We start from the raw sequence: 23,134 nt of genomic DNA on the forward strand, positions 1-23,134 counted from the left end.
TGCAACAACTAAAACATTCGTAAGATGGACGAAAAAATCAGTAACGACGACAAAAAAGTATTACTCGTCAAAGATGTAAATGATGGCAAAGTAAAAGCCGTCACCGGGATGGATGAGAAAGGCAACATCCAAACAGAGGAACCTTCAGCAAAAAATCAAAACAGCCTTTTTGCCGTGAATACGAACGAGCCCATGCTGGAGGCGTTTTTCAAAAAGATGGTCGAACAGGCGCAGCAACCCACACACACGGGATTTTTCCTGATGACAGAAAAAATGCTGGATAAACTTGTCAAAATCGACCTCGACCCTCACGAACTGGAACTACACCGTATAAATCCGGTAGAGTATCTTGAAAAGGTACAGAAACAGAACGCGCAACAAACACAGGGTGGCGGTGATGAAACTTCCCAGGGCACTTTCCAGCCGATGGATGTCAGTAAAATAGACCGGCAGGAACTTCAAAAATACGGGATCAACGCTGCCGATTTGGAACCTCATCTCAAAGCTATGTCCTACTGTCACAAATCACCGCAAATGATTCCTCTAAACCCTGAACTGGAACCGGGTATCCGAGTTCCTACCAAAGGACGTGTATCGTTGGAAGAGCAAACCGATGGCTCGCTCAAAATCATACCGCATTACTGGCAGGAAAAGCCTAACCTGGATGCCCCTTTTCACGGTGTCCTTCTTAATGAACAGGATAAGGAAAACCTGCGGCAATCATTAAATGCTGGGCGGGTGATTGAACTGGAACCTTCGCCCGGACAGAAAACTCCGGCTTTTGTTTCGCTCGACCGGCTTACCAACAAACTCGAAGCCCTACCCGTGGAGAACATCTCCATTCCCAATAAAATAAAGGGGGCAGACCTTTCTGAAGACCAGCAACTCAGGCTTGGAGCAGGAGAAAAAGTGCTGATAGAGAAAATGGTTTCCCGAACAGACCGATTTTTTGACGGATATATCCAAATCAATGCGTCGGACAAAAAGTTTGATTTTTCGTATGAAGGGCTCGACCGTAACCGCTATTCACAAGAGAATAAAGTCCGCCGCCAGCAAAAAGAAAATGCACCGGAAGGGGAATCAGAAAAACAAAAGCAACTCTTCATCCCCAAAAAATTGCTTGGCGTTGAGTTGACTGAAAAACAGCAGGAATTCCTTAAAGCAGGCCAGGCCACTTACATCAGGGGAATGCTGAAAGATGATAAGGGGGAACCATTCAACGCGTGGGTAAAACCTAATCCTGAAAAAATGAAATTCGATTTTTTCAAATGGAATCCAGACAAGGCTAAAAAGCAGGGCGCAGAAGTGAAACCTGCTGAAGAAAGCAAAACTCAGGTAGCTGTCAACAACGATGGCAAAACCAATGAAGCGACCAAAAATGTAAAAGAGCCATTAAAACAGGGACAGCAAAAACCCACCGAAAGCCAGTTTAAGCAAGAAGCACGCAAGCCTGCTGCAAAGAAAAGCGGGATTAAAATCTGAGTTCTGTTTTAAACAGTTCCGGCTGAAATCACTGAAGACAAGTTCAACCGGGAATAGTTATATTTACCACTGAATATACCGCTGCTTTCTTCAATAGGCATAACTTTTCTTTGTTTATTGTTTGTCGGTGACGGATATTTTAGTGGTGCGCTCCGGGTGGGAACCCGGGGCGTTTTTGCCTGATAACCTCTCCCTTTTTCAACCACTAAATATCCGTTATCATGAGAAACAAAAAAAATAAAACCGGACAGGAATTGTCCTATTACGGGTTTTCCCTCCTTTCTTACCTCAAAGAAAATTACCCCCACCGTACCGGAGATACCACTTTTATAGAGGAACGTGCTGATGCCGGAGCAAAAACGTACTGCAATGCTGTTAAAAACGGGCAGACACATATAGAGGCCGAAGAACTGGCTTCAATTGCACTTTTCCAGGGCCTGCATTTTTCTGCTTATAACACCCTTGTTCACATTCTTTGGAACGAGTTTTCAGCAGAAATACCAGAGGAAAGGGCAAAAGAGATTGCCCTTCAAATCTTACCTCTATGCAGTGAAGTTCTGGATAAATATACCCTTACCGATGATTTTGAAAGCACTTCGCAATACGATGAATTATATACTGAACTGACGGGGACCGTCGAAATACTGCTCGAAGATGGCTTACAATAAAAAGTTACACCTGCGGGCAAATATCGATGCGATAAAAACGGCATTTATCCTTGAACGGGAGAACAGGCTTGCAGCAGCCGGAGAAAAAGAAATACTCGCCCGCTATTCCGGTTTCGGTGCCATTAAGGAAATACTCGAACCCCTTCCGGCTAACGGCTCAGTCAATCCCTTGATAAATGAATTGCATGATGTTTTACGTGAAAATACCCGTGATGAAAAAGAATACAAACGCTGTTTCGACGGTCTGAAAGATTCTATACTTACAGCATTTTACACACCACCCGAAGTAGTAAATGCGCTGGTAGGGGCGCTTATTGACAACGGAATCAAATCATCCCGTCTGCTTGACCCGAGTGCCGGAACAGGTGTATTTGCCCAGGCTTTTAAACAGCTTTCTCCCGACATGGAAGTAACCTGTTTTGAGAAAGACCCGATTACCGGAATGATACTCAAACACCTTCATCCTGAAGACAAAGTAAGGGTGCAGGGTTTTGAAAACATTGAAAAGAAATATGCAGGTTACTATGACATCGCGACAAGCAATATCCCTTTCGGTGATGTAGCAGTGTTCGACCCGGCTTTCTTCTCCGACAGCGACCCGGCAAGAAAGCTAGCCTCACGTTCCATCCACAATTACTTTTTTCTGAAATCAGTGGATATGGTACATCCGGGAGGCCTGGTAGCTTTCATAACCTCACAGGGAGTACTGAATACCCCGGCAAACCGTCCTGTGCGGGAATTTCTGATGTCCCGTTGCGAGCCCGTTTCCGTTATCCGGCTCCCAAACAACCTGTTTAGCGAATATGCGGGAACTGAGGTTGGCAGTGACCTGATAGTCCTTCAAAAACGGGAACAAAAAGACCAGTCTGTTTCCAATCCCGAGAAACAAGCATTTATCGAATCACGCACCTTGTCCAATGGTATAACGGTTAACAACAGCTTTAAAACCTTTGACAGGGTGGTTCATACCGATGCCAAAGCCGATACCGATCCTTACGGCAAACCGGCAATGGTGTTTACCCACAAAGGAGGGATTGAAGGAATTGCCAAAGACCTGCGGAAAATGCTGAAAGAAGATTTCTGCCGACATTTGGATTTGCAGCGTTATCAATCCCATGCACAGGACACACCGGAACACCAGACAGCTGTCACCGTAGAAATCAAACCGGCGCTTGAATCAGATTCCAATGACCTCGATCCCTTTTGGCAAGCTATTGAGGATAATTGGTTCCCCAACGATAATCAAACCGGAGCAGTTAAACCTACAATAGAAAATAAACCCGACCCCAAAAAACAACAACCGATATATTCGGGACAGGGTACGCTTTTCGATATGGACGATAGGGCCATTCAGAAAAAGCCTGCAACGGAGACGAAATCACGGCAGGCTGTTACACAGAAGCCGTTAATCAATTTGTACGATTTATTTGGCCTTTCAGAAGAAGAGAGAAAAGGGCAGAAACATTCTAACCGGAGAAGGAACCAGCAGCCCCCAAGACAGGAACAACAGGAAGCTCCTTTTATGGAATGGCGGGAGCGGTTGCATTATGAAGGAATGCAAAAGAGAAGGCAGCAGGAAAAAGAATCCTTTAAAAACAGGAAAGTACATCCTGTAAACGTTACAGGAAAAGAAGAACAGCCTGGGGACTTAAAACAGAAGCAGGAGCATCTCGAACGTGAGGAAGCGATGAAACCAGTACCGTTCAAAGGCGAATTGTTACCTCATTACCGGGAAGATTCACTGGTATCTGATGAGACCAACCGTATTGGGCATTTAAGAAATATCGAAGGCTTGCAGCCGATGTTCTATCCGTTGGACATAAGTACCGTTCAAAAGCAAAAAGTATCTCTATACATAGAAATACGGGACACATATCACCATCTGTACCGCAACGAAGCCGAACGGCTGGAAGCCAATCCTGCCCTGCGTGAAATGCTGAACCACCTGTATGATGATTTTTCACGCCGGTTCGGGCTGCTTAACGACAAGAAAAACCTTGACCTGATTAAAATGGATGCACGGGGGACGGAAATTTTATCACTGGAACGCTACATTGACGGGAAAGCGGTAAAAGCCGATATTTTCAACCGTCCGGTGGCGTTCAATCCAAATGAGCTCACTTCGGTTGATACCCCTCACGAGGCGCTAGCAGCCTCACTAAACAAATATGCCGGAATAGACCTGGGTTATATGGCATCGCTTACCGGAAACACGGTGGATAGCTTGAAGGAAGAACTGAAAGGAACGGTCTATTTCAATCCAATGACCGAAGTGTACGAGGTGGCGGATAAATTTATCTCGGGCAATGTTATTTCCAAAGCAGAAGAAGCAGAACGTTTTTTGGAACATAATCCCGGACACCATGAGGCTGAAGAATCGTTACGTGCCCTACGGGAAGCCATTCCCAAACCCATTGCCTTCGACGACCTTGATTTTAATTTTGGTGAACGCTGGATTCCGACAGGTATTTATAACAAATATGCTTCGCACCTTTTTGATACAGAAGTCAACATCCATTACGCCTCCAGCCGTGATGAGTTTAGTGTTCAATCCTACAATTCGAATGTTAAGATTACAGACCAGTATGCCGTAAAATCACAAAACCGTACCTACAACGGGCTCGCCCTGATGAAGCACGCCTTGCAGAATACTTCGCCAAACATTACCAAAACAATCTTAGTGGATGGTGAAGAAGCAAAAGTTCGTGACGGGGAAGCCATTCAACTTGCCAACACCCGTATCGATGAAATGCGAAACGGTTTCTCCCACTGGCTCCGGGAACAGTCGCCGGAGTTCAAAGACCGGCTGGCTGGTTTGTATAACCGCACTTTCAATTGTTTTGTCCGCCCGGCCTATGACGGCTCACACCAGAGTTTTCCGGGACTTGACCTGAAAGGGTTGGGCATTGACAGCCTTTACCGTAGCCAGAAAGATGCTATATGGATGGACAAACTCAACGGAGGAGGTATTTGCGACCACGAAGTCGGTGGCGGAAAAACACTCATCATGTGTTGCGGGGCGTATGAAAAGAAACGCCTTGGGCTGGTCAACAAACCGATGATTACAGGTTTGAAAGCCAATATCCATGAAATTGCCAAAACATTCTGTACGGCCTATCCCAATGCCCGTGTCCTGTATCCGGGCAAGGAGGACTTTACGCCCAAGAACCGGCAGCGGATTTTCAACGAGATTAAGAACAACAACTGGGACGCTGTAATCCTGACACATGAACAGTTTGGTATGATTCCCCAGTCACCGGAGGTACAGCGCGATATCTTACAGGCAGAACTCGACAGTGTGGAAGAAAACCTTGAAGTACTCAAACGTCAGGGTAAAGAAGTTTCGCGTGCCATGCTGAAAGGCTGTGTGAAGCGCAAATTAAACCTGGAAGCTAAGCTCAAACAGATTACTTTCAACATTGAAAACCGGAAGGACGATGCGGTTGATTTTCGTCTGATGGGGATAGATCATTTGTATGTGGATGAATCGCATAAGTTCAAGAACCTGACCTTCAATACACGGCACGACAGGGTGGCCGGACTGGGCAATCCTGAGGGAAGCCAACGGGCATTGAATATGCTCTTTGCACTTCGTACCATCCAGGAGCGTAACGACAGGGACTTAGGAGCAACCTTTCTTTCCGGTACCACCATCTCCAATTCTTTAACTGAACTGTATCTGTTGTTTAAATACCTCCGTCCGAAGGAACTGGAGCGGCAGAACATTAAAACATTCGATGCATGGGCAGCCATTTTTGCCAAGAAAAGTATCGATTACGAATTTTCGGTAACCAATGAAATCGTTCAAAAAGAACGTTTCCGTTATTTCATTAAAGTACCTGAACTGGCGCAGTTCTATGCAGAGATTACCGATTACCGGACGGCTGCCGATATTGGTATCGACCGCCCGAAAAAGAATGAAATCCTGTACAATATCCCGCCAACACCAGACCAGGTTGATTTTATCAACCGCATGGTTCAGTTTGCAAAAACCGGTGATGCAACATTGTTGTACCGTGCCCCCCTGAATGAACGGGAAGAAAAGGCAAAAATGCTGATTGCAACTGATTATGCGCGAAAAATGTCGCTGGATATGCGCATGGTCGATTCCCGTTTTGACGACCATATCGACAATAAAGCAAGCCACTGCGCCCGTATGATTAACGGCTATTACAGGAAATACAACGGACATAAAGGGACACAGTTTGTGTTTAGTGACCTGGGAACCTATAAACCGGGAGAATGGAACGCCTACAGCGAAATTAAACGTAAACTGGTGGAAAACCACAACATTCCGGCACATGAAATCCGTTTTATACAGGAAGCAAAAACAGAAAAAGCCCGGAAGATGATGATAGCCGATATGAACAACGGGAGGATCAGGGTGATGTTTGGCTCCACAGAAATGCTGGGAACAGGTGTAAACGCCCAAAAACGTGCTGTGGCTGTTCATCATCTGGACTGCCCGTGGCGTCCGTCAGATTTGGAACAGCGCGATGGACGGGCGGTACGGAGGGGCAATGAGATAGCCAAAACGGTTGCCGGGAACCAGGTGGATGTTATTCTTTATGCCGTGGAAAAATCGCTGGATGCCTATAAGTTTGGCCTGCTGCATAATAAACAGCTTTTTATCCGCCAGTTAAAAAATAACAATCTGGGGTGCCGTACCATTGACGAAGGGGCAATGGACGAAAAAAACGGAATGAACTTTTCTGAATATGTGGCCATTTTATCGGGTAATACGGAACTGCTGGAAAAAGCAAGGCTGGAAAAGAAGATAGCCGCACTGGAAAGTGAACGCCAGGCATTTGTCAGGGGAAAGTCATCGAGCCGGTACAAGCTGGAAAACATTACACAAACAGTTGAAAGAAATAAAGGACTTATTGAGCGAATTTCCAGAGATATAGAAAACTTTAAATCCCAAGTTCAAACCAACGAAAACGGTTCCTACCATAATCCGGTAAAATTGAATGGCGTTACCGGCATCGATTTCAAGGTAATAGGCAAAAAGCTGAATGAAATTGCCAACACAGCTAAAACACATGGCGCACATGAGCCAATTGGAAGCTTGTATGGCTTCACACTTTATGTGAAAAGTGAAAACACCAATAAAGACGGACTTGATTTCATACAAAACCGCTTCTCTGTTCGTGGGGAGGGAGAAATATATTATCATTACAACAACGGGCAGATGGCCGTTGACCCAAAGTTGGCTTCCCAGAACTTTCTGCATGCTTTAGTGGAAAATATGCCACGGCTGTTAGAGCGGTACAAAAGAGATAACGAAAAACTGTCTAAAGATATTCCTATACTCAAAGAAGTGGAGGAAAGTACCTGGAGAAGGGAACCAGAATTGGTTGAGTTAAAATCGGAACTGGCAAAGCTGGAACAGAAAATCCAGCAGTCGTTGAAATCGACATGTGAAATGGAAGAGCAGGTCTCTGTTCAGGGGAATGAAACTACAAATAAAAAAATACTCCGAACCATTGAGCAAAATCTGAAAGCACCAACTAAGATACCGGAACATTTACAGAAAATCGCTGAAGCTTCAAACGGAAAAGTTATTATTGCTGGTATTGGTTATTCGGCAAAACAGGATAATCCCATTGTTTCTAGAAGTTTGAAAATATAGTTTACAACAAAAAGAGCCGGTACTTTATAATTGATACCGGCACTTTTCTTTTAACTCTCATCCCGCACCGTTTAACAACGAAGCGGGTAAAGCAAAAACACACAACTCATTTTTTATCTTTTCGTTTACGCCGTGTATGAAAACGACTGAAATGAGTTTCAATGAATTTCATGACATCGGATTCTTTGTAGAAAGTCTTATGGTATATCATTTGATATGGAAGTTCTCCTAAGGAACGGTAGCGTTGCAATGTTCGTTTGCTAACATTGAGCATCTGACATACATCGTAATTATCAAGTAATTTTTCTCCATCAAATAAAGGAACTTCCTCCCCGGAATCGTCCAGCTTGTCAACAACTTCATCCAGTCTTGACAAAACACGCTGCATCCAGCTCTCAAAATATTCCTTATCTATAAACATTACAGTAACTCATTGAATTACTGTAAAATTAGGGACTATCCTTCCCGCTGATAAGGAAGTCGGTATCACTTTCTTGTAAGAAATTTATTATTCATTAGTAATCAGTAGATTGAAATGAATATTTCAATTAGAAATCCACAAATTAATTAGAGAGATACTCCCTATTTATTCGTTATTTTTTCTTCCCATACGCTTTAACAGCGAGTCTTTCAAGAGATCCAGAAATGGTGTCGGATTATTTCGAATCTTCATGGAATCGAATGTCCGCGATAGATTTTTATCCAGCTGAATATTGAATACATTTTGAATATAATCGGACAGCTGAGTAAGGGGGACATTCCCAAAAGTATTGTTACTGTCCCATGAATAAAGCTGCTCCATTAGTTCCGTTTTTGTACCGTTCCAGGTTAGTTTAGTGGGAGGAAATCCTGTTGGAAGAGACACTCCATCATGGTTTAATTCTTCTATTTTTTGCATCAAATAAGTCAGGAGCACATCATTTGATAATATCTTTGCTACTTTAAAATCGTAATTCGTGGAAAAATTCGGGTCTAGTTCATAGTAGAACGTTTCTAGATATTGTTCCGTATCCATCTTTCTTCGCAAGAAATATAAAGAATCTAAATGGCTGGCACCAGAACGATAATATCTGATAAAATCCAAGCGTTTATTGTTATATTTATTTATCTCGTCTAGTTCTCCGTTCAAATATTCCTTTTGTTTATCCGATCCTGCGGGACGATTCATCTCAATATTGTAAAGCTTCCTATAATAAATCAGCCGGTAACAGAATTTAGGTTTAATTTCTTTGAAGAATATTATCTCTTCTTCTTCATTTTTAAATTCGTAAGAAGCAATAAATGATTTCAACTGATTGAATGCGTCTGCAAGTACGTGAGAGGCCTCTATCGATTTTTTCAGAATATTACTTTCTGATGATTCAATTTTATCGACTAATTCATCTGTTTCTTTCCGTAGTTTGGTTGTATATTTTATCATCATAATAATACTTTCAAATTTAGAAACTCATTTCTGCGCGGAAAAAAATGCCATTTTTATAGGCAAAATCGGCATTGCGGTAAGTACCACCTAACTGGCGCACGTATTCTACCCGCAAAACTTTGAAAAGGTTGGTTGCCCCAAAGCCAACTTCAGCATATGGTGTATTCTTTTCATTATGAAAGAAGTCGGGGAGGTCGAACACTCCATGGTAAGACTTTGTCAGATCTCCGTAATGGGCTTTCAATGACACCACCTCTCGTAATTTCAATTTTCGTATCAACGGGATTTTATTGAACAGCACCCCTCCTCCGTTCAGATGCGTATGCAGGTTGGTGTAAACATTGTGTGCAAACGAAGCGTGATGCAACAGGTTAAAACGAAATTTAGCATAGCCAAGCGACATTGACCCTACCGGTAAATCCAGCTGATCAAAGGGGGCATCACCAAACAAATAGCCCCCGTTGAGCATGTAATTAACGAACATCTGTCCCAACAAAAGCCGCCCCTGAATTGAGGAGTGAAAGCGGGCATAAAATCCTTGGCTCCCTTCCATTCCAGGTACCGATAAACGTCCAAAGTCAGCTCCGATATCAATCACCGGAATTGGATCTACGTAGTAAATCCGATCAAAGAAATACTTATCGTAGTGCTGGCCAAAAGCAAAGCGGGCATCCACCAAAACACCATAATTGGTGTACTTTTCGTAAGGCAATCCATTTTTGGTAAACGACACATAGGGTGTGTTATAATTCCAATTGATATAGGGCGAAGCCTCCAGGTGAAAATCATTCGGACTGTTATACTCAATACGTGCTTCCAGGTACTTCTCTTCCTTCAGATACGGATTTTTCTCCTTGGTGGTAAGAACCGCTATAATATTACTGTTCCCTTTATTATTGGGATTATGCTTGATAAACCGAAGAAAGCGATCCTGCGATATTAGGTTATAATCGTTGTAATAGCGAAACCGCAACACAAGTTTATCGGTTTTACCGGGTTGCATATCGAAGTTGGCACCAAATTTAAATTCCTGGTTCTTTGTCCCATAACCAATAAATCCACCAATGGAGTAACGATTAAACATATGCTCGCTGGTACGAAATGGAATAGAGAAGCGGTTCCCCTCAATCTTGTTGGTTGAGTAAATGTCGAAGATCGGACCAAGATCAATCTTGCCCATATTATAAAAACCGGTTAAAGCTACGCCACCAATTTTATCGACATTTTTAATAATTGGTGCCTGTTTCAATCGATCCACCCGTTGATAGGTTTCGTCGTCCAACGAATTGATTGCAAATTCGGGCTGCGACTTCCAATCCCGCGTTTTCACCGCGTTTAAACGCTGCGATGTGGAATAACTTGTCGTTTTATTGATAAGCCAGTTGCCGCTGTTTACGTTTTCCAGTCGTCGAGAACTATAGGTTGTCGAATCATTATTCGATATCAGCGACATATTAATATCCACTTGCTGCGAACCGAGAAAGTAATTTCCGTCCTGATCAACCTGGTAGCTGGCACTTCCCCGAAATCCATTAATAAAGTTCAGATTAGCTTTACCCGAAATGAAGGCATCTATTTCCGAGAGTGCGTAATTTTTCGCATCAACGGTAAAGCTGCCCGAGAATAGCGGATTTCGCGGGTTCTTCGGGGCGTAGGTCATATGATAGTATTTCTGCTCGTCCTGATAAATGGTATCGTTGAAATAGATATCGTAAAACAGTAATGCCGTTCGGCTTAAAGGTGACACATATCCCCGGTCCATAATGACAATGTGTTCGTCGTAAAAATCCATCGTGACAGCCACATTTTTAAGAATAAAGCTTTCAATAAACGACTCTGAACGCGGAAAAATACCATCTTTCTTTTCAAAAACCACCTCAGAGGAATCACCTTTCACATCCTCGGCTGATTCTTTGAGGTAGATGGGCGAAAAGCGCATATCCTGCCCTTCAAGACTTACCGTCACATCCGATATATTGTTGAAAAAACGGCTCACTTTCGCAGTGGTATCCACGGCTACGTACACAGTCGTATTTTCCAGCTTTTTATAGGCCGGTATATTTTCCAGCTTTTCTCTGTTTTCCTTTTTGTGTTTCTGTATAAGGTTAAAAACCACTTTGGCAAAAGGGATATCCGACTTAACGGTAACCTCATCGATTTTCTGAACGACCATTTTTAGTTCAACTGTGAATTGCTCGTTTTTACCATTCAGCGCTATTTCCTTTTGTTGATACCCAACCGAAGATATCGCCAGGGTGTCTCCCTGTGTTTTTTTCAAAATGAAATGACCTTCTGCATTCGACTGAGTTCCCTGCATAGTACCTTTAATCCAGATATTGGCAAAAGGAATGGCTTCTTTCGTATCCACATCCTGCACAATTCCGGTAATCTCCTGCGCAGTACCCAACCAACTTACCACAAGTAAAAGCACGGCAGTTGTAAATATCCTTCTCAACATTTTGGTTAGTTTAAAGACTGCCTTTTTTCACTCTGAATTAACCAGTACAGTCCTTTTACTCCAATCCGAATGTCGTTAAGCCGAAGCAATACAAAAATCTTTTCGATGTAGGCAAATACTCCCCAACCTACTGCGAGGTAGTACATCCAGGTATAAAAGCCAAAAACGAAGAGTACAAAAAAGAATATACTTTGAATGTATCCGGCCGAAACAGCCGAGTATAAATGCAATCCCGGTATTTTACCAAAACGGTAAAATGAAATAATGTAACTTAATACAAAAACCGTCAGGAACAAATACAAGATCCATGCATGCGGTTCAATTTCTGTCCATTTGAACAGAAATAATCCCAGCAATGCCATGGCATATGTACATATATCTGCCAGATTGTCAAGCGCTGCGCCAAAATTGGTTTGAAGTTTAAAGAAACGCGCTATATTTCCATCCAGCACATCACTCACCAGGCTAATGCACAAGAAAATAACGTAGTATTTTTCCTGTCCGGTAAGTGCAAAATAAAATATCAGGGGAAATGCCAAAAGCCTGTAAAGGCTAATAAAATTGGGCACGTTTATTATTTTTTCTCCTCTTACTGTAATCTGTTTCATCTTTCTGAATGCTTTTATTATTTATTCACGCTTTTAAAAAAATCAGAATTATTAGTTATAGTTCAGGCCGCTTCATATTTCTTACTTTTCTTTTTCGCTAAATTGTTTTCAATATAATATCTTAGCATTTCAGAAATAGATTTTTCATCGGGGCCAGTTTCAGGATTCTTCAATAGTTCATCCCGTCGAACAGTTTCAAAGTGAATGTTAGTTGAAGTATAGCTTTCGGTGAATGACATCCCAACAGAAACCAATCTTTCAATTTGATTCATGTCTTTCCACTCCAGTCCTTTCATAGGAATTAGATGCAATGGTAAAATTTGATTAAGCGTTTCAATAATATGGCTGTTTTGAATTGATCTGTTCGATACGAAATTCATTATTCTAGGAACACTATTTTTTTCAACGACCCGTGTTAAATGTTGTGTTACTGTGTCAACAGGGATTAAATTTTGAGTGGAATCAGCATCAACACGCACTCTTACTATTTCATTCGGGAAACGGGTTGCCAGGCTAGAAATCCTTTTAGCGAAATCGAAAATACCATAATCTGTTCTTGTTATGCCTGTTTCATGGTTTCCAACTACCTGAGATAATCTGATAATATGCGCATTTAATCCGTTTTTTTCAATATTTCCTTTTATAATATTCTCGGCAAATCGTTTCGATTGTTCGTAATAGTTTCTAAAAGCCGATATGTCTTCATTTTGGTAAAACTGTTCTTTGAATACTCCCTCTAGCCTGCCACATGAATAAGCCGTTCCAATGTAAAAAAATCGGGAACTCGTTGTTGCATATTTTGAAAAAACTTTTATTGAATTTTCAACTCCTTCTATATTGGTAGAAAAAATTTCATCCATTGATTTTTCATCATATTTTAAGCTGGCTGCGAAATGAAAATAATCTATATTACTACTGAAAATGCTTTTCAGTATATTTTTATCCATAGAATAATCGTCATCGCATAACGAATAATTATATACCTCAAGATTGTTCGTATTAATATTTTCTCCATCATTCATAATTGCTAAAGCATTATTCATCCTTTCTTCTGCATCTTGCTTATTCGCACGTACTAATGCAATTACGTGATAGTGTTGTTTTAGGAGATTGCGGACAAAATTTGATGCTACATATCCATTGGCTCCATTAATAATTACTGTTTTCATATTTTTGTGTTTTTTCAATCATTACTTTTTGTTTAAATAGTTATCTATTTCTTTATAGAAATAATACCAGTATCATTGCAGCGCTTAATGGTATGCTCAAATTATCAGAACCGCGCCAACTTACCAATTCAGCAACCATAGTTATTAGAGAAAGAAGCATAGCCAGCCAAAATGTTTTTAAATCGAATACTCCCCTGTGAAAATAGAGGGCTATTATGCTGATCACAAAACTTGAGAGAAGGAATGAACCACTTCCGAGCCAGGTTTTTTTAAACTTTCTCCCGAATATTTTGATTCTTCCATTATAGGTTTTAATATTAATGCCCAGAATGGCAGCCATGGGGTCGCAGACAGCTAATATGAGCATGGGGAGTATATAGATAAATTTATTTTCTTGCAAATCGGCAAAAAGGAAAGTGGCGTATATTGCAATTGGCAATAAATAACTTCCTGCCGATTTTCGTTCAATATCATGTATCGATTCAAGTAGCTTACTGTGTTGGGTAATAAATAACACAATTGCAAATAAAATCGCTAGTAACAGAACATACCAATGCGAAGGAAAAATATAAGGAAACGGTACCGTTGCCAAAACAGAAGAGAAGTGAGCAAATTTTCGCGTCACTTCTCCTGCTGGGCTAAGTCGACGATACGTTAATTCGTTAAATATCAACAAGAAACTAATCCCGACTAAATAGATCAATGATAATACAAGTAAATTTTTCATTTGTAATGTCTTTTTAATTTGTCATGAATTGAAAGTAAAGGGTAACCAGCAGCGAATGATCAGCTCAGTAGTTAGTACGATAAAACAGAAATTTTACGGATCCATAAATTCAATCACCTACACTGTTTTGATATTAGTTTTAATTCAACAGTTCCCATGAAGTGTCTCATTTCTGCAAAATGTAATATGCCGTCTTTGTAGAAATACTTATTGGTTTTCCTGCCTTTTTTATCTTTAATAATGTATTCGTGCTCATTTATTTGGCTTATATATTCTATTTCTGCGTTTCTCTCTTTAAATATTCTGTTGATTTCTTTGGGTTCATTAAAATAAATCAGGCTTCCACTGTAGGTTATTGAATCATTAACAGTAGTTGTATCTCCATCACTAATAATCAGATATGAGCCACTTTGAAGTTTCAGTCTGGTATCTGAGTTGAGTTTTCCATTCTTAAAAGTTTTAATTTGAGAACTTTCCAGGATGCCCCGGTTATATATAGCATTCTGAACATATTGAATTCTATATGAGAAAAGAAGTTTTACTTTTATATCTGAAACAGATTCTATTTCAAGAATTCCATTTTCGTTTTTCTGAGTAATAGAAAACTCTCCAACCTTGCCACCAAACATCTCAATATCGTATTTGGATCTTATTTCTCGGGATTCAGCATAAACAGAAGAAAAAAAGCAAATGATATGCAATAAACTTATAACGAATCTATTTCCAATTATTTCCTGTTTTATGTTCATACGATACAGTAATAGTCTTATTCATCTCACGTGTAATTATATATAAACAAAAGATATCAAAGTACTTTGTTTGTTCCCAAATGATTAATAGATAGTCATGAGTTTACTATTTTCTTTATCTCTGCAGAAGTTATTTTGTCTTCCCTCACAAGCCATCCTAAGGCAATTAACACATCCTGCTCCTTCATCGATAAACTTTCTTCAGCCTCTGCAACTGAACTTAATCGGTTTTCATCCAGAAACTGCATATTTTCAAATCATTTATTTTTATTTCCATCATGATTATGTTGATTTGTTTTGTATAAGCCTTGTCCATCTCTGGTTATTTATGATAGGTTGAAGCTGTTTCTGTTGGGGTAATGAGGCAGCAGAAGCTATTCTCCCAAATCAAAAAGAACCTGATAGTTAGTAGAATTTAAAAAGTCCCTCATTGGTTCAGCATAATACCCCTGAGTAAATCACATTCCATAACAGATATTTCTCAATTGATTTTAAACTATTCATCATATCTATCATCTACTATCATTATCTTATAATTATTCTCATGTCCAATAAAATAGATTTTATCCTCACGGGCTAACCATCCAAGTGCCATTAAAATATCCTGCCTTTGCATTGATAATTGTTTTTCTATCTCAAAAACAGAACTAATCTGACTTTCATCCAGAAAGCTCCGGATCTTTCTCGCGTTATTTTCAATTTGCGTTTTAATCATTACCTTCAGATTTTTATTATCAAAACTCTGAACCCATAAACAATAAACTGCAGAACTTTAGCGAATTAGCCTTGCCGGTTAAAAAGGGAATTTTAAATTTCCTGATAACCGGTCAAGGCTTCGCTCCTGTTTGTCGACTGAACTGGTCAACTGTTATTACTAATTGGGTTCCATTTTGACTAATTAGTTTTTAATTATTTTAATATATAGAAACTACAAAATCTCATTCCAATTCCCAGAAATATATTTCGGTATAATTGCTCTGATTTGATTCCACATACAGCAATATTTGCTTTTCACTGAAACATATTTTCTTAAGCGAATTCCCATCACTCCACCATAAACATCTAATTAAAGCCAGCATTTTCTTCAATGTCTAACATCATCAAAGATCTCATGGGAAAGAGTATCGACTCAATAAAACTAGTTTTTAAGAAAGCTGAAATGGCCTCATCTATTGTTCTCTCTTCAACTTAAATTGCTGAAAAGTATCTCTGTTTGATTTAATATTTCAGCTTTCACAATATCATTTTTTACCCGAGCCATAAGAATCTGATTTTCTTGAACTAGCGTAATTGAACTGTCACCAATAACTCATGCTTAATTACTAAAAACCTTTGCGGCATATCGATTGTAGCTAACTCATCTCCCAGTAACCTGCAAATAATTGGTAATAGATACCTTGTATTGATTTTTCGCCTCTATTAGTTTGTCCTCTGTTTCAGCCTTCAGTGCTCTTGCCTCCAATAAGTCTGACAATTGGATTAAACCATTGTTATAACTATCCTGATTTACCTTGAGATTTTCGGTCGTTTGTTCCAATGTTTCTTCAATCAACTCGACCTTGTCGTTGGCTTCCTTTAGGTCTGTCCATCCTTTTTCCATTTGCAGGTTAAGTAATCCAGAGGCATCCTCCATTACATTTTGTGTCATTGTTTCTCTGAATTTCATTTCTTTTAATTTATGCTTGCCTCCCCACCAGTCTGAGATAGGAACAGATACAGAAGCATATACCATGCCGTTGAAATTCCCATCGATATTATTTTCAAACTGGTCAAGATAATATCCTGTCACACCAACACCGATAGAGGGTAGGTAATCGCCCCTTTTCATCTTTGTTTCCAGTTTTGAAGCGGCGACTGACTTCTCTAAAAGTTTGTATTCGGCGCGTTTTGTAAGAACTTCCGCGTTAGGTACAAAATATGTTTCAGGAAGCGAATAATCATCTAGATTACCTTCTAAAACAATATCTGAACTATAGTTTATTCCGATGGTTTGACAGAGTCGCATCAGGGCAAGTTTTTTCCCATTTTGTAACTGGGTATTGTTTACCTGCAATTCACTCTGCTTAATTGTTACTTTCAGTAAGTCGTTTTTAATAACCAGTCCGTTCTTATATGCATTATACACCTGAACATAAAGCGTATCCAAAAAACGGATATAGCTGTCAAGTGTCTTTTGTTTTTCCTGAAGGGTAATTACTTGCCAATACTCTTTTTCAGTTTTCAGTAAAATGTCGTTCTCCGACAACTTTTGTTGTTTTTCCTTGACTTCAATATTGAGTTCACTAAGATTATTTCCCGTCCTGATTCGACCACCGGCATATACAGGTTGCTTCACATCCACATAACCAACTGCCATTTGGTTAAGCAGCCCCAAACTAACATCAGGCATATATGCAAACTGTGTGGCTGTGGCAAGGTTAGCAGGGTTGCCGTCATACACGGGCAGATTACCGCCTTGCATGTAGGTCTCCAGAAGAGGGTCAATTGCCTGCATTCCCATGGCAGAGGCGCTCATGCTTGGAAAATATTTGGTGAAGGCATTTTTTTTAATTTCCCTGGCAGCCTCCAGTTCCAAAGTACTATTTTTTACATTAGCATTATTTTGCAACGCCAACGATTTACTTTTTTCCAACGTAAGTTGCGTCTGGGCATATCCATGAAAAGAAACACCCAGCATGTACATTACAACTATAATAATTTTTTGCATTATCTTCTTTTTTATTTTTTACTTCGCAGCTTCGGGATTTTGATGTTTATCCGCATTCCTGTATGCCAATGCATATAGAAGCGGGAGCATGATTAAAATAAATAGCATGGATATCAACGTGCCGAAACAGATAACCGTTCCCATCGGAGCCCAAAGCGGACTTTTACTAATAATCATCGGGATAACTCCCATGGAGGCAGCAAGCGAGGTAAGCAAAATAGGCCGCATTCGCCTTTCACCGGCCTTCAGGCAAGCCTCCATCACAGGCATGTTATGCTTATGTCGAAGTTCCTGTATGTAATCGTACATAATGATCCCATTCCTGACAATAATGCCAATCAAACTCACCAAGCCAAGTACTGAAGTTATACTAAATTCCATATCCATAATCCACAAACCTACAGCCGCCCCTAAGAAACTGAAGGTAGTCGACGCAAATACTAATGTTGCCAAACCAACACTCTTAAAATGAAATACCAGTATAAAGTAGATCATTATCACGGCAATGAGCAATCCGTTAATTATCTCAGGTAAGGTCTCTTCTGTATCTTCTTTTACCCCGCCGTAAGAAATTTGAATGTGCTTGCTGGTGATTTCGTTGGAAAGGTTATCAACCAATTTTTCAACTTTCTTTTGTACCGGCTCCACTCGCTCTCCTCTTTTCAAATCGATATAGACTGATAGCGTACGAACACCATTTCGGCGAACAATCTGTCCCTCGTTCCAGTCTGTAGTAACCTTAGCTACCTGCCTCAAAGGTACTGCGGGAGAAAACAGGCCGGATACATATTCGTTTTCAATATCCGAGGCAAACGGATCCTTATTTTCCCATTTCGATTTAAGTACAACCGGAACTTTGTCATCGTTTTCCCAAACCGTAGTTATGGGCAACCCGCCAAATCGTGCAGCCAGACCAATTCCCAAAAGCCCTTCACTAATCCCCAATCGGTTTGACTCGACCGGATCCAAGGTTACGCGAACATCTGGAAGAATTTCTTCATAGTTCGTATATATTCGGAGTGGTTCATCCAAAGTAGAAGCTACCTCCTTAACTTGCTCCGCCGCCTTTTTTAGGTCACCAATATTATCGCCGCTTAACCGGACTTCAATATCCGCGTCAACGCCACTTTGATAATCCAACTGTTTGAATTTCACAAAAGCATCCGGATAGTGGTGCGCATATTTTGTTGCATATTCATCAAGTATTTCGATGGTTGCCTCGTTCGAGACAGTATTTACAATGAACTGCGCAAAGTTAGAACCACCGATCTTTGGCGCATAGGTAGTTTGAAAACGAGGTGAGCCGCTCCCCATAAAAATAGTTACCGATTTTACACGCCCATCTTTTTTCAATATACTGCTCATATCGTTCGCCACTGCTGCTGTTTCGTCCAATGAACTCCCCTGCGGAAGAAATATTTCCACAGCAAACTGGTTTCGTTCGGCAACAGGCATTAGTTTTAGCGGAAGTTTGAGAAATAGAGTAACCCCTGCAACAACTGACAAAATGCCGATAATAAACGTCAATTTAGAATGCTGGAATACTTTAGTCAACACTTTATTATAAAATGACTGTACATAATCCAGAAACGATCTTTTGCGGGGAACATTTTTGTCTTGATCAGCATGCAAACCCTTCTTAATTACGACATATTGCAAAAAAGGTACAAACAATACAGCTACTGCCAATGAAATGCCCAGTGTGATAAGTATCGTCCAGGGAAATGCTTTTAAGAAATCGTAGAATTGCCCGGTAAATGTAGCAAGGAAAGGGAAGAAGGTAATGCTGATCGCCAAAGTTGCAGATAGGATTGCTTTGAAATATTCCCCAGCACTTTTAGTTGCAGCCTCCTGTCGTGGCATTCCTTCATCTAGCTTTTCAAGATAACTATCCACAATAACGATAGAGTTATCAACAATCATTCCCAACACTACAATTAACGCCGCCAGGGTAACAGTGTTCAATTCGATACCAAAGCCAAACATGATTGTTAACGATATAAAAATGGTAATGGGTATAGTTGATGCAGCAACCCCGGCGACTCGGAACGGCAACAGTGCCATTACAACCAAAACAACTGCTAAAATTGCAATTCCGAGCTCTTTCAAAAAAGCTTTAATTGAGTCATCAACTACTCGTGGCTGGTCGGCAATTCGGAAAACCTTCACATCATCAGGCAAAGATTTTTCAAATTCTTTCATAATAACTTCAACATCCTTCCCATATTGAACAATGTTGTATCCCTCCCTCATTTCTGTCGAAAGTATTAAACACTTTTTCCCGTTACTAATCGTGTAATTTGATGCTTTGGGGTATTCGCGAACCACTTTGGCCACATCTTTCAAACGAATGTGATTACCCTGCGGATCGGAGTATACTATTAATTCTTCCAGGTCCCTCTCTGTGTCAAAAGGCCGGGAAACGTGAATGGGAATCAACATTTGCTCATTGTCGACTTTGCCGGAAACACCGACCATTCCCTTACTCAACAAAGTCTGATACAAGTTAAACACGTTTATGCCATAACTGGCAACTTTTTCTTTATCAATGTAAATACTCAGTTGTTCATTCTGTAAACCGTAGCGGCGGAGGTTGGATACCGACTCCACGGTGCGAAGCTTATCTTCCAACGCTTCAAGATAATCTTTCAACTGCCAGTATGTCTTTGTGTCGGACTCCAGTGCAATTAGCAATGCTGAGGTATCGCCGAAGTCATCATTGGCAATCAAAGCCACCACGCCCAGTGGTAATTGTGGCTTAAAAGTAGACAGTCCATGCTTGATTTTTGACCAGACTTCATCCTTATTATTCACGTCATCATTCAGTTCTACAAATATGTAGACAATGCCATCCCTAGATTGAGAGTAAGTTCCTGATTTCTTTACTTCTTTATACGTAAAAAGGAAATTTTCGAGTGGCTTTGCGAGTTGTTCTTCCACTTCCGAAGAAGTTGCTCCCGGATATACCCCCACTACAATACCTTCGCGAATGGTAAACACGGGAAATTCCTGTTTGGGCATCTTATACAATGCAAAAATGCCGCAAAGTATCAGCGAACTGATGAGTAGCAGCACAATCCTGTTATACTGCATAGCCATTGCTATGAGTCCTTTATTTTCTTTCATCTTGGAAACTGTTTTAATTATTGACCAAGACTTCTGTTCCTTCACTGATGTTCTGATAGCCGGAAACAATCAGCTCGTCACCCGTTTCCAATCCACCTATTATCTGTACGCCATTCTCAAATAACTTACCCAAGGTTACTTCCCGGTAAATAGCTTTGTTTTGTTTGTCTCTCAACCAGACGAACCGATTGCCGGAGTAGTCTACCTGTATCGACTTTATCGGTATTATTATTTTGACATTCTCATTTTCCCCAGTATCTTGGAGATAGACACGACAAACCATACCGGGCATAATTCTGGCATGAGGGTTGTCCACCTTTGCCTTTATGTCATAGGTGTGCGAAATAGGGTTGGCAAGTACTCCTTTTTCAACTATTCGTCCCTCAAAGGTCTCATTGCCTAGAGCCGAAATCTGTATATGGCAAATCGTTCCGGTTTTGATTGCAGAGATTTCCCCCTCCGGAATTGCCGTTTTGATTTTTACGGTATTGACGTTTACCAAATTTAGAACCGGCGTGCCAGGCATGACGTTGGCCCCTGGCTCCAAATAGCGCTTACCAATAACCCCGTCTTGAGAAGCATACATATAGCAATCCTGCAAATTCTTCCTGGCAATAGCCTCACTTGCCTGTGCCTGTTCCAATTGCGTTTTTATATCTACAAATTGTATTTCCGGTAAGCTTTTATTATCATACATAGCAGACATACGATTATAAGCATCTTCAGCTTGTCTTAATTTAGCCAAAGACAACTCATGTGCATTCATAAGTGAGGTGGTATTTAACACGGCCAATAATTGGCCTTTTAAGACACCTTGCCCTTCATATACATTTAATTGCTCGATAGTTCCGTGAACAAGGAAACTCAGATCGAACGTATTTTCGCCCTCTACTGTCCCAATATATTCCTGCGGGTATAGATTACTATCTTGTCTAATCACTTTTGTTTTAACACGAATCTTTTTGTCTTTACTTTCTACTTTAGAGTGAGAACAAGCAGAAACGACCAATATGAAGGATAAAATGCTTGAATGTTTTACCAATGTGAATAATAGTTTCATCATCTTCTTATACTGTTTAATTTATGACTGGACAAATTTCGGGGTAAAAGTTTATGTAATAGGAATTAATTAGTCCACAAGAATGGTCAAAAAGTCCCTTTTTTTATACATTTGTCATAGAACAGAAAACTAGTTAGATGCAAAACGATATTCAGAGTAAGGTTGGAGTTAATGATATCGCCAAACAGAAGCATGAAAAAATAATAGATGCAACAAGTGGATTCATTTCTTCAAAAGAAGAGATGGACATTGGCGAACTTTTAATCAATTACCAGTTCCCTAACATAATAGAAGAAATCGCTTTTGTATTTTGTTTAGAGGGAAATGCCAAAATCAAAATAAACCTCATCGATTATGAGGTGCACAAAGACTCGGTTACAATCCTTGGGCATAATAATATTGTTCAGATTCTGGACCATAGTGACGACTTCAGGATCAGCTTTCTTTTCTTTACGTTTGATTTCTTCTCCAGCATAAGACTGCCGACACAATTAGGAGACATTGCAAAGACCATAGAAACACAACCATGCCTATACCCAAGCAAACCCGATTTTGAAAAACTTCTTGCGACTCAGCAACTCATCAATCTTCAATACGGATCCAGTGATTCCTACAGGGACGAAATCGTCAGAAATTTATTATATGCGCTGGTATATCAGCTTTTACAGCAATATGTTGTCAATGCTAACAAGGGTCAGCAAAAGGCATTCAGTCGGAAACAAGATATTTATATGAAATTCATGACGTTGCTATTTGAGAAATACAAAATTGAACGAAGCGTTCAGTTTTATGCGGATCAGTTACACCTCACTCGAAAGTATTTTTCCAGGGTAGTTCTTGAAGTTAGCAATAAAAAGCCTTCAGAATGGATAGAAGAGATGGTCGTCATGACAGCCAAGGCTCTGTTAAAAGGTTCAGATATGACCGCTGCCCAAATTGCTGATGACTTGAATTTTAGCAGTTCCTCTTTTTTTGGTGCTTATTTTAAAAAACGAGTTAATTTGTCTCCACTACAATACCGAGAGTTATAATTTTTATTCATTCTCACTTTCCCTCCCATCCTATTCGACACTGTTTCGGTTATATATATATTGATAGTCGCAGTGCCCTAACCCCTGAGTACTCATAGTTAATGAGTTTCTATTTCTACAATATAGTCCTTGATTCGACTATATAAGTTTCTATTCTAAAAAGTGCCTTTTTGAACATATTTGAAGTTGTTTTGACAATTTAATGACAAAAATAACCCCTTATATTTGCTGTTAACAATCTAATCTATTAATAAACAGAAAAATAACAAATATGTGGGAACAATTTTGTAAATA

The 23,134-nt window shown here is 40.2% G+C and carries 15 protein-coding genes; 4 read left to right on the forward strand and 11 right to left on the reverse strand.

Going from position 1 to position 23,134, the window contains the following annotated elements; genetic code table 11:
- The first annotated feature begins 24 nt into the window (after positions 1-24).
- The 3 genes from MR764_RS03030 to MR764_RS03040 all read left to right on the forward strand — a co-directional run bounded on the left by MR764_RS03030 (position 25) and on the right by MR764_RS03040 (position 7,782).
- Positions 25-1,482 (forward strand): DUF3945 domain-containing protein, encoded by a 1,458-nt coding sequence (locus MR764_RS03030; RefSeq protein ID WP_247977915.1) that lies wholly within the window; start codon positions 25-27, stop codon positions 1,480-1,482.
- 221 nt (positions 1,483-1,703) lie between these two features.
- A complete protein-coding gene (locus MR764_RS03035; protein WP_247977916.1) occupies positions 1,704-2,150 on the forward strand; it encodes a DUF1896 family protein in 447 nt (148 codons plus the stop codon).
- The gene (locus MR764_RS03040) at positions 2,137-7,782 is read left to right on the forward strand and encodes a helicase-related protein (RefSeq protein ID WP_247977917.1); all 5,646 of its coding nucleotides are present in this window, start codon (positions 2,137-2,139) and stop codon (positions 7,780-7,782) included. Before MR764_RS03035 ends, MR764_RS03040 begins: the two co-directional genes overlap by 14 nt.
- Positions 7,783-7,888: 106 nt before the next feature.
- Here MR764_RS03040 and MR764_RS03045 read toward each other — a convergent pair whose 3' ends face one another.
- From MR764_RS03045 to MR764_RS03095, 11 genes are all read right to left on the reverse strand, one after another.
- Positions 7,889-8,203, reverse strand: coding sequence for a helix-turn-helix domain-containing protein (locus tag MR764_RS03045; RefSeq protein WP_247977918.1), 315 nt, complete (start codon positions 8,201-8,203; stop codon positions 7,889-7,891).
- A gap of 165 nt (positions 8,204-8,368) precedes the next feature.
- Positions 8,369-9,205, reverse strand: coding sequence for an RteC domain-containing protein (locus MR764_RS03050; RefSeq protein WP_247977919.1), 837 nt, complete (start codon positions 9,203-9,205; stop codon positions 8,369-8,371).
- Positions 9,206-9,221: 16 nt separating this feature from the next.
- Positions 9,222-11,663: a DUF5686 and carboxypeptidase-like regulatory domain-containing protein gene (locus MR764_RS03055; RefSeq protein WP_247977920.1), complete on the reverse strand. Its 2,442-nt coding sequence runs from the start codon at positions 11,661-11,663 to the stop codon at positions 9,222-9,224.
- Positions 11,664-11,668: 5 nt separating this feature from the next.
- Positions 11,669-12,271 (reverse strand): CDP-alcohol phosphatidyltransferase family protein, encoded by a 603-nt coding sequence (locus MR764_RS03060; RefSeq protein ID WP_247977921.1) that lies wholly within the window; start codon positions 12,269-12,271, stop codon positions 11,669-11,671.
- Positions 12,272-12,333: 62 nt separating this feature from the next.
- Positions 12,334-13,440, reverse strand: coding sequence for an SDR family oxidoreductase (locus tag MR764_RS03065; protein WP_247977922.1), 1,107 nt, complete (start codon positions 13,438-13,440; stop codon positions 12,334-12,336).
- A 52-nt stretch (positions 13,441-13,492) separates the two neighbouring features.
- Positions 13,493-14,167 (reverse strand): phosphatidate cytidylyltransferase, encoded by a 675-nt coding sequence (locus MR764_RS03070; protein WP_247977923.1) that lies wholly within the window; start codon positions 14,165-14,167, stop codon positions 13,493-13,495.
- A 113-nt stretch (positions 14,168-14,280) separates the two neighbouring features.
- Positions 14,281-14,916: a DUF6134 family protein gene (locus tag MR764_RS03075; RefSeq protein ID WP_247977924.1), complete on the reverse strand. Its 636-nt coding sequence runs from the start codon at positions 14,914-14,916 to the stop codon at positions 14,281-14,283.
- A gap of 496 nt (positions 14,917-15,412) precedes the next feature.
- Entirely contained in the window at positions 15,413-15,631 is a 219-nt protein-coding gene (locus MR764_RS03080) for a winged helix-turn-helix domain-containing protein (RefSeq protein ID WP_247977925.1), read from the reverse strand.
- A gap of 642 nt (positions 15,632-16,273) precedes the next feature.
- Positions 16,274-17,623, reverse strand: coding sequence for a TolC family protein (locus MR764_RS03085; RefSeq protein ID WP_247977926.1), 1,350 nt, complete (start codon positions 17,621-17,623; stop codon positions 16,274-16,276).
- 18 nt (positions 17,624-17,641) lie between these two features.
- The gene (locus MR764_RS03090) at positions 17,642-20,749 is read right to left on the reverse strand and encodes an efflux RND transporter permease subunit (RefSeq protein ID WP_247977927.1); all 3,108 of its coding nucleotides are present in this window, start codon (positions 20,747-20,749) and stop codon (positions 17,642-17,644) included.
- A 13-nt stretch (positions 20,750-20,762) separates the two neighbouring features.
- On the reverse strand, positions 20,763-21,812 hold the full coding sequence (locus MR764_RS03095; protein ID WP_247977928.1) for an efflux RND transporter periplasmic adaptor subunit: 1,050 nt from the start codon (positions 21,810-21,812) through the stop codon (positions 20,763-20,765).
- Positions 21,813-21,946: 134 nt separating this feature from the next.
- On the opposite strand from MR764_RS03095, the gene MR764_RS03100 reads away from it, so the two are divergent.
- On the forward strand, positions 21,947-22,840 hold the full coding sequence (locus MR764_RS03100) for a helix-turn-helix domain-containing protein (protein WP_247977929.1): 894 nt from the start codon (positions 21,947-21,949) through the stop codon (positions 22,838-22,840).
- The last annotated feature ends 294 nt before the right edge of the window (positions 22,841-23,134 follow it).

Origin of the sequence: Maribellus sp. YY47 (genome assembly GCF_023111095.1) — a bacterium.
In the GTDB taxonomy this organism is placed as follows: Bacteria; Bacteroidota; Bacteroidia; order Bacteroidales; family Prolixibacteraceae; genus Draconibacterium.

Bases quoted from the DNA above. Each gene is read 5' to 3' on its own strand.
- MR764_RS03030 (WP_247977915.1), top strand. From the start codon at position 25: ATGGACGAAAAAATCAGTAACGACGACAAAAAAGTATTACTCGTCAAA.
- MR764_RS03035 (WP_247977916.1), top strand. From the start codon at position 1,704: ATGAGAAACAAAAAAAATAAAACCGGACAGGAATTGTCCTATTACGGG.
- MR764_RS03040 (WP_247977917.1), top strand. From the start codon at position 2,137: ATGGCTTACAATAAAAAGTTACACCTGCGGGCAAATATCGATGCGATA.
- MR764_RS03045 (WP_247977918.1), bottom strand. From the start codon at position 8,203: ATGTTTATAGATAAGGAATATTTTGAGAGCTGGATGCAGCGTGTTTTG.
- MR764_RS03050 (WP_247977919.1), bottom strand. From the start codon at position 9,205: ATGATGATAAAATATACAACCAAACTACGGAAAGAAACAGATGAATTA.
- MR764_RS03055 (WP_247977920.1), bottom strand. From the start codon at position 11,663: ATGTTGAGAAGGATATTTACAACTGCCGTGCTTTTACTTGTGGTAAGT.
- MR764_RS03060 (WP_247977921.1), bottom strand. From the start codon at position 12,271: ATGAAACAGATTACAGTAAGAGGAGAAAAAATAATAAACGTGCCCAAT.
- MR764_RS03065 (WP_247977922.1), bottom strand. From the start codon at position 13,440: ATGAAAACAGTAATTATTAATGGAGCCAATGGATATGTAGCATCAAAT.
- MR764_RS03070 (WP_247977923.1), bottom strand. From the start codon at position 14,167: ATGAAAAATTTACTTGTATTATCATTGATCTATTTAGTCGGGATTAGT.
- MR764_RS03075 (WP_247977924.1), bottom strand. From the start codon at position 14,916: ATGAACATAAAACAGGAAATAATTGGAAATAGATTCGTTATAAGTTTA.
- MR764_RS03080 (WP_247977925.1), bottom strand. From the start codon at position 15,631: ATGATTAAAACGCAAATTGAAAATAACGCGAGAAAGATCCGGAGCTTT.
- MR764_RS03085 (WP_247977926.1), bottom strand. From the start codon at position 17,623: ATGCAAAAAATTATTATAGTTGTAATGTACATGCTGGGTGTTTCTTTT.
- MR764_RS03090 (WP_247977927.1), bottom strand. From the start codon at position 20,749: ATGAAAGAAAATAAAGGACTCATAGCAATGGCTATGCAGTATAACAGG.
- MR764_RS03095 (WP_247977928.1), bottom strand. From the start codon at position 21,812: ATGATGAAACTATTATTCACATTGGTAAAACATTCAAGCATTTTATCC.
- MR764_RS03100 (WP_247977929.1), top strand. From the start codon at position 21,947: ATGCAAAACGATATTCAGAGTAAGGTTGGAGTTAATGATATCGCCAAA.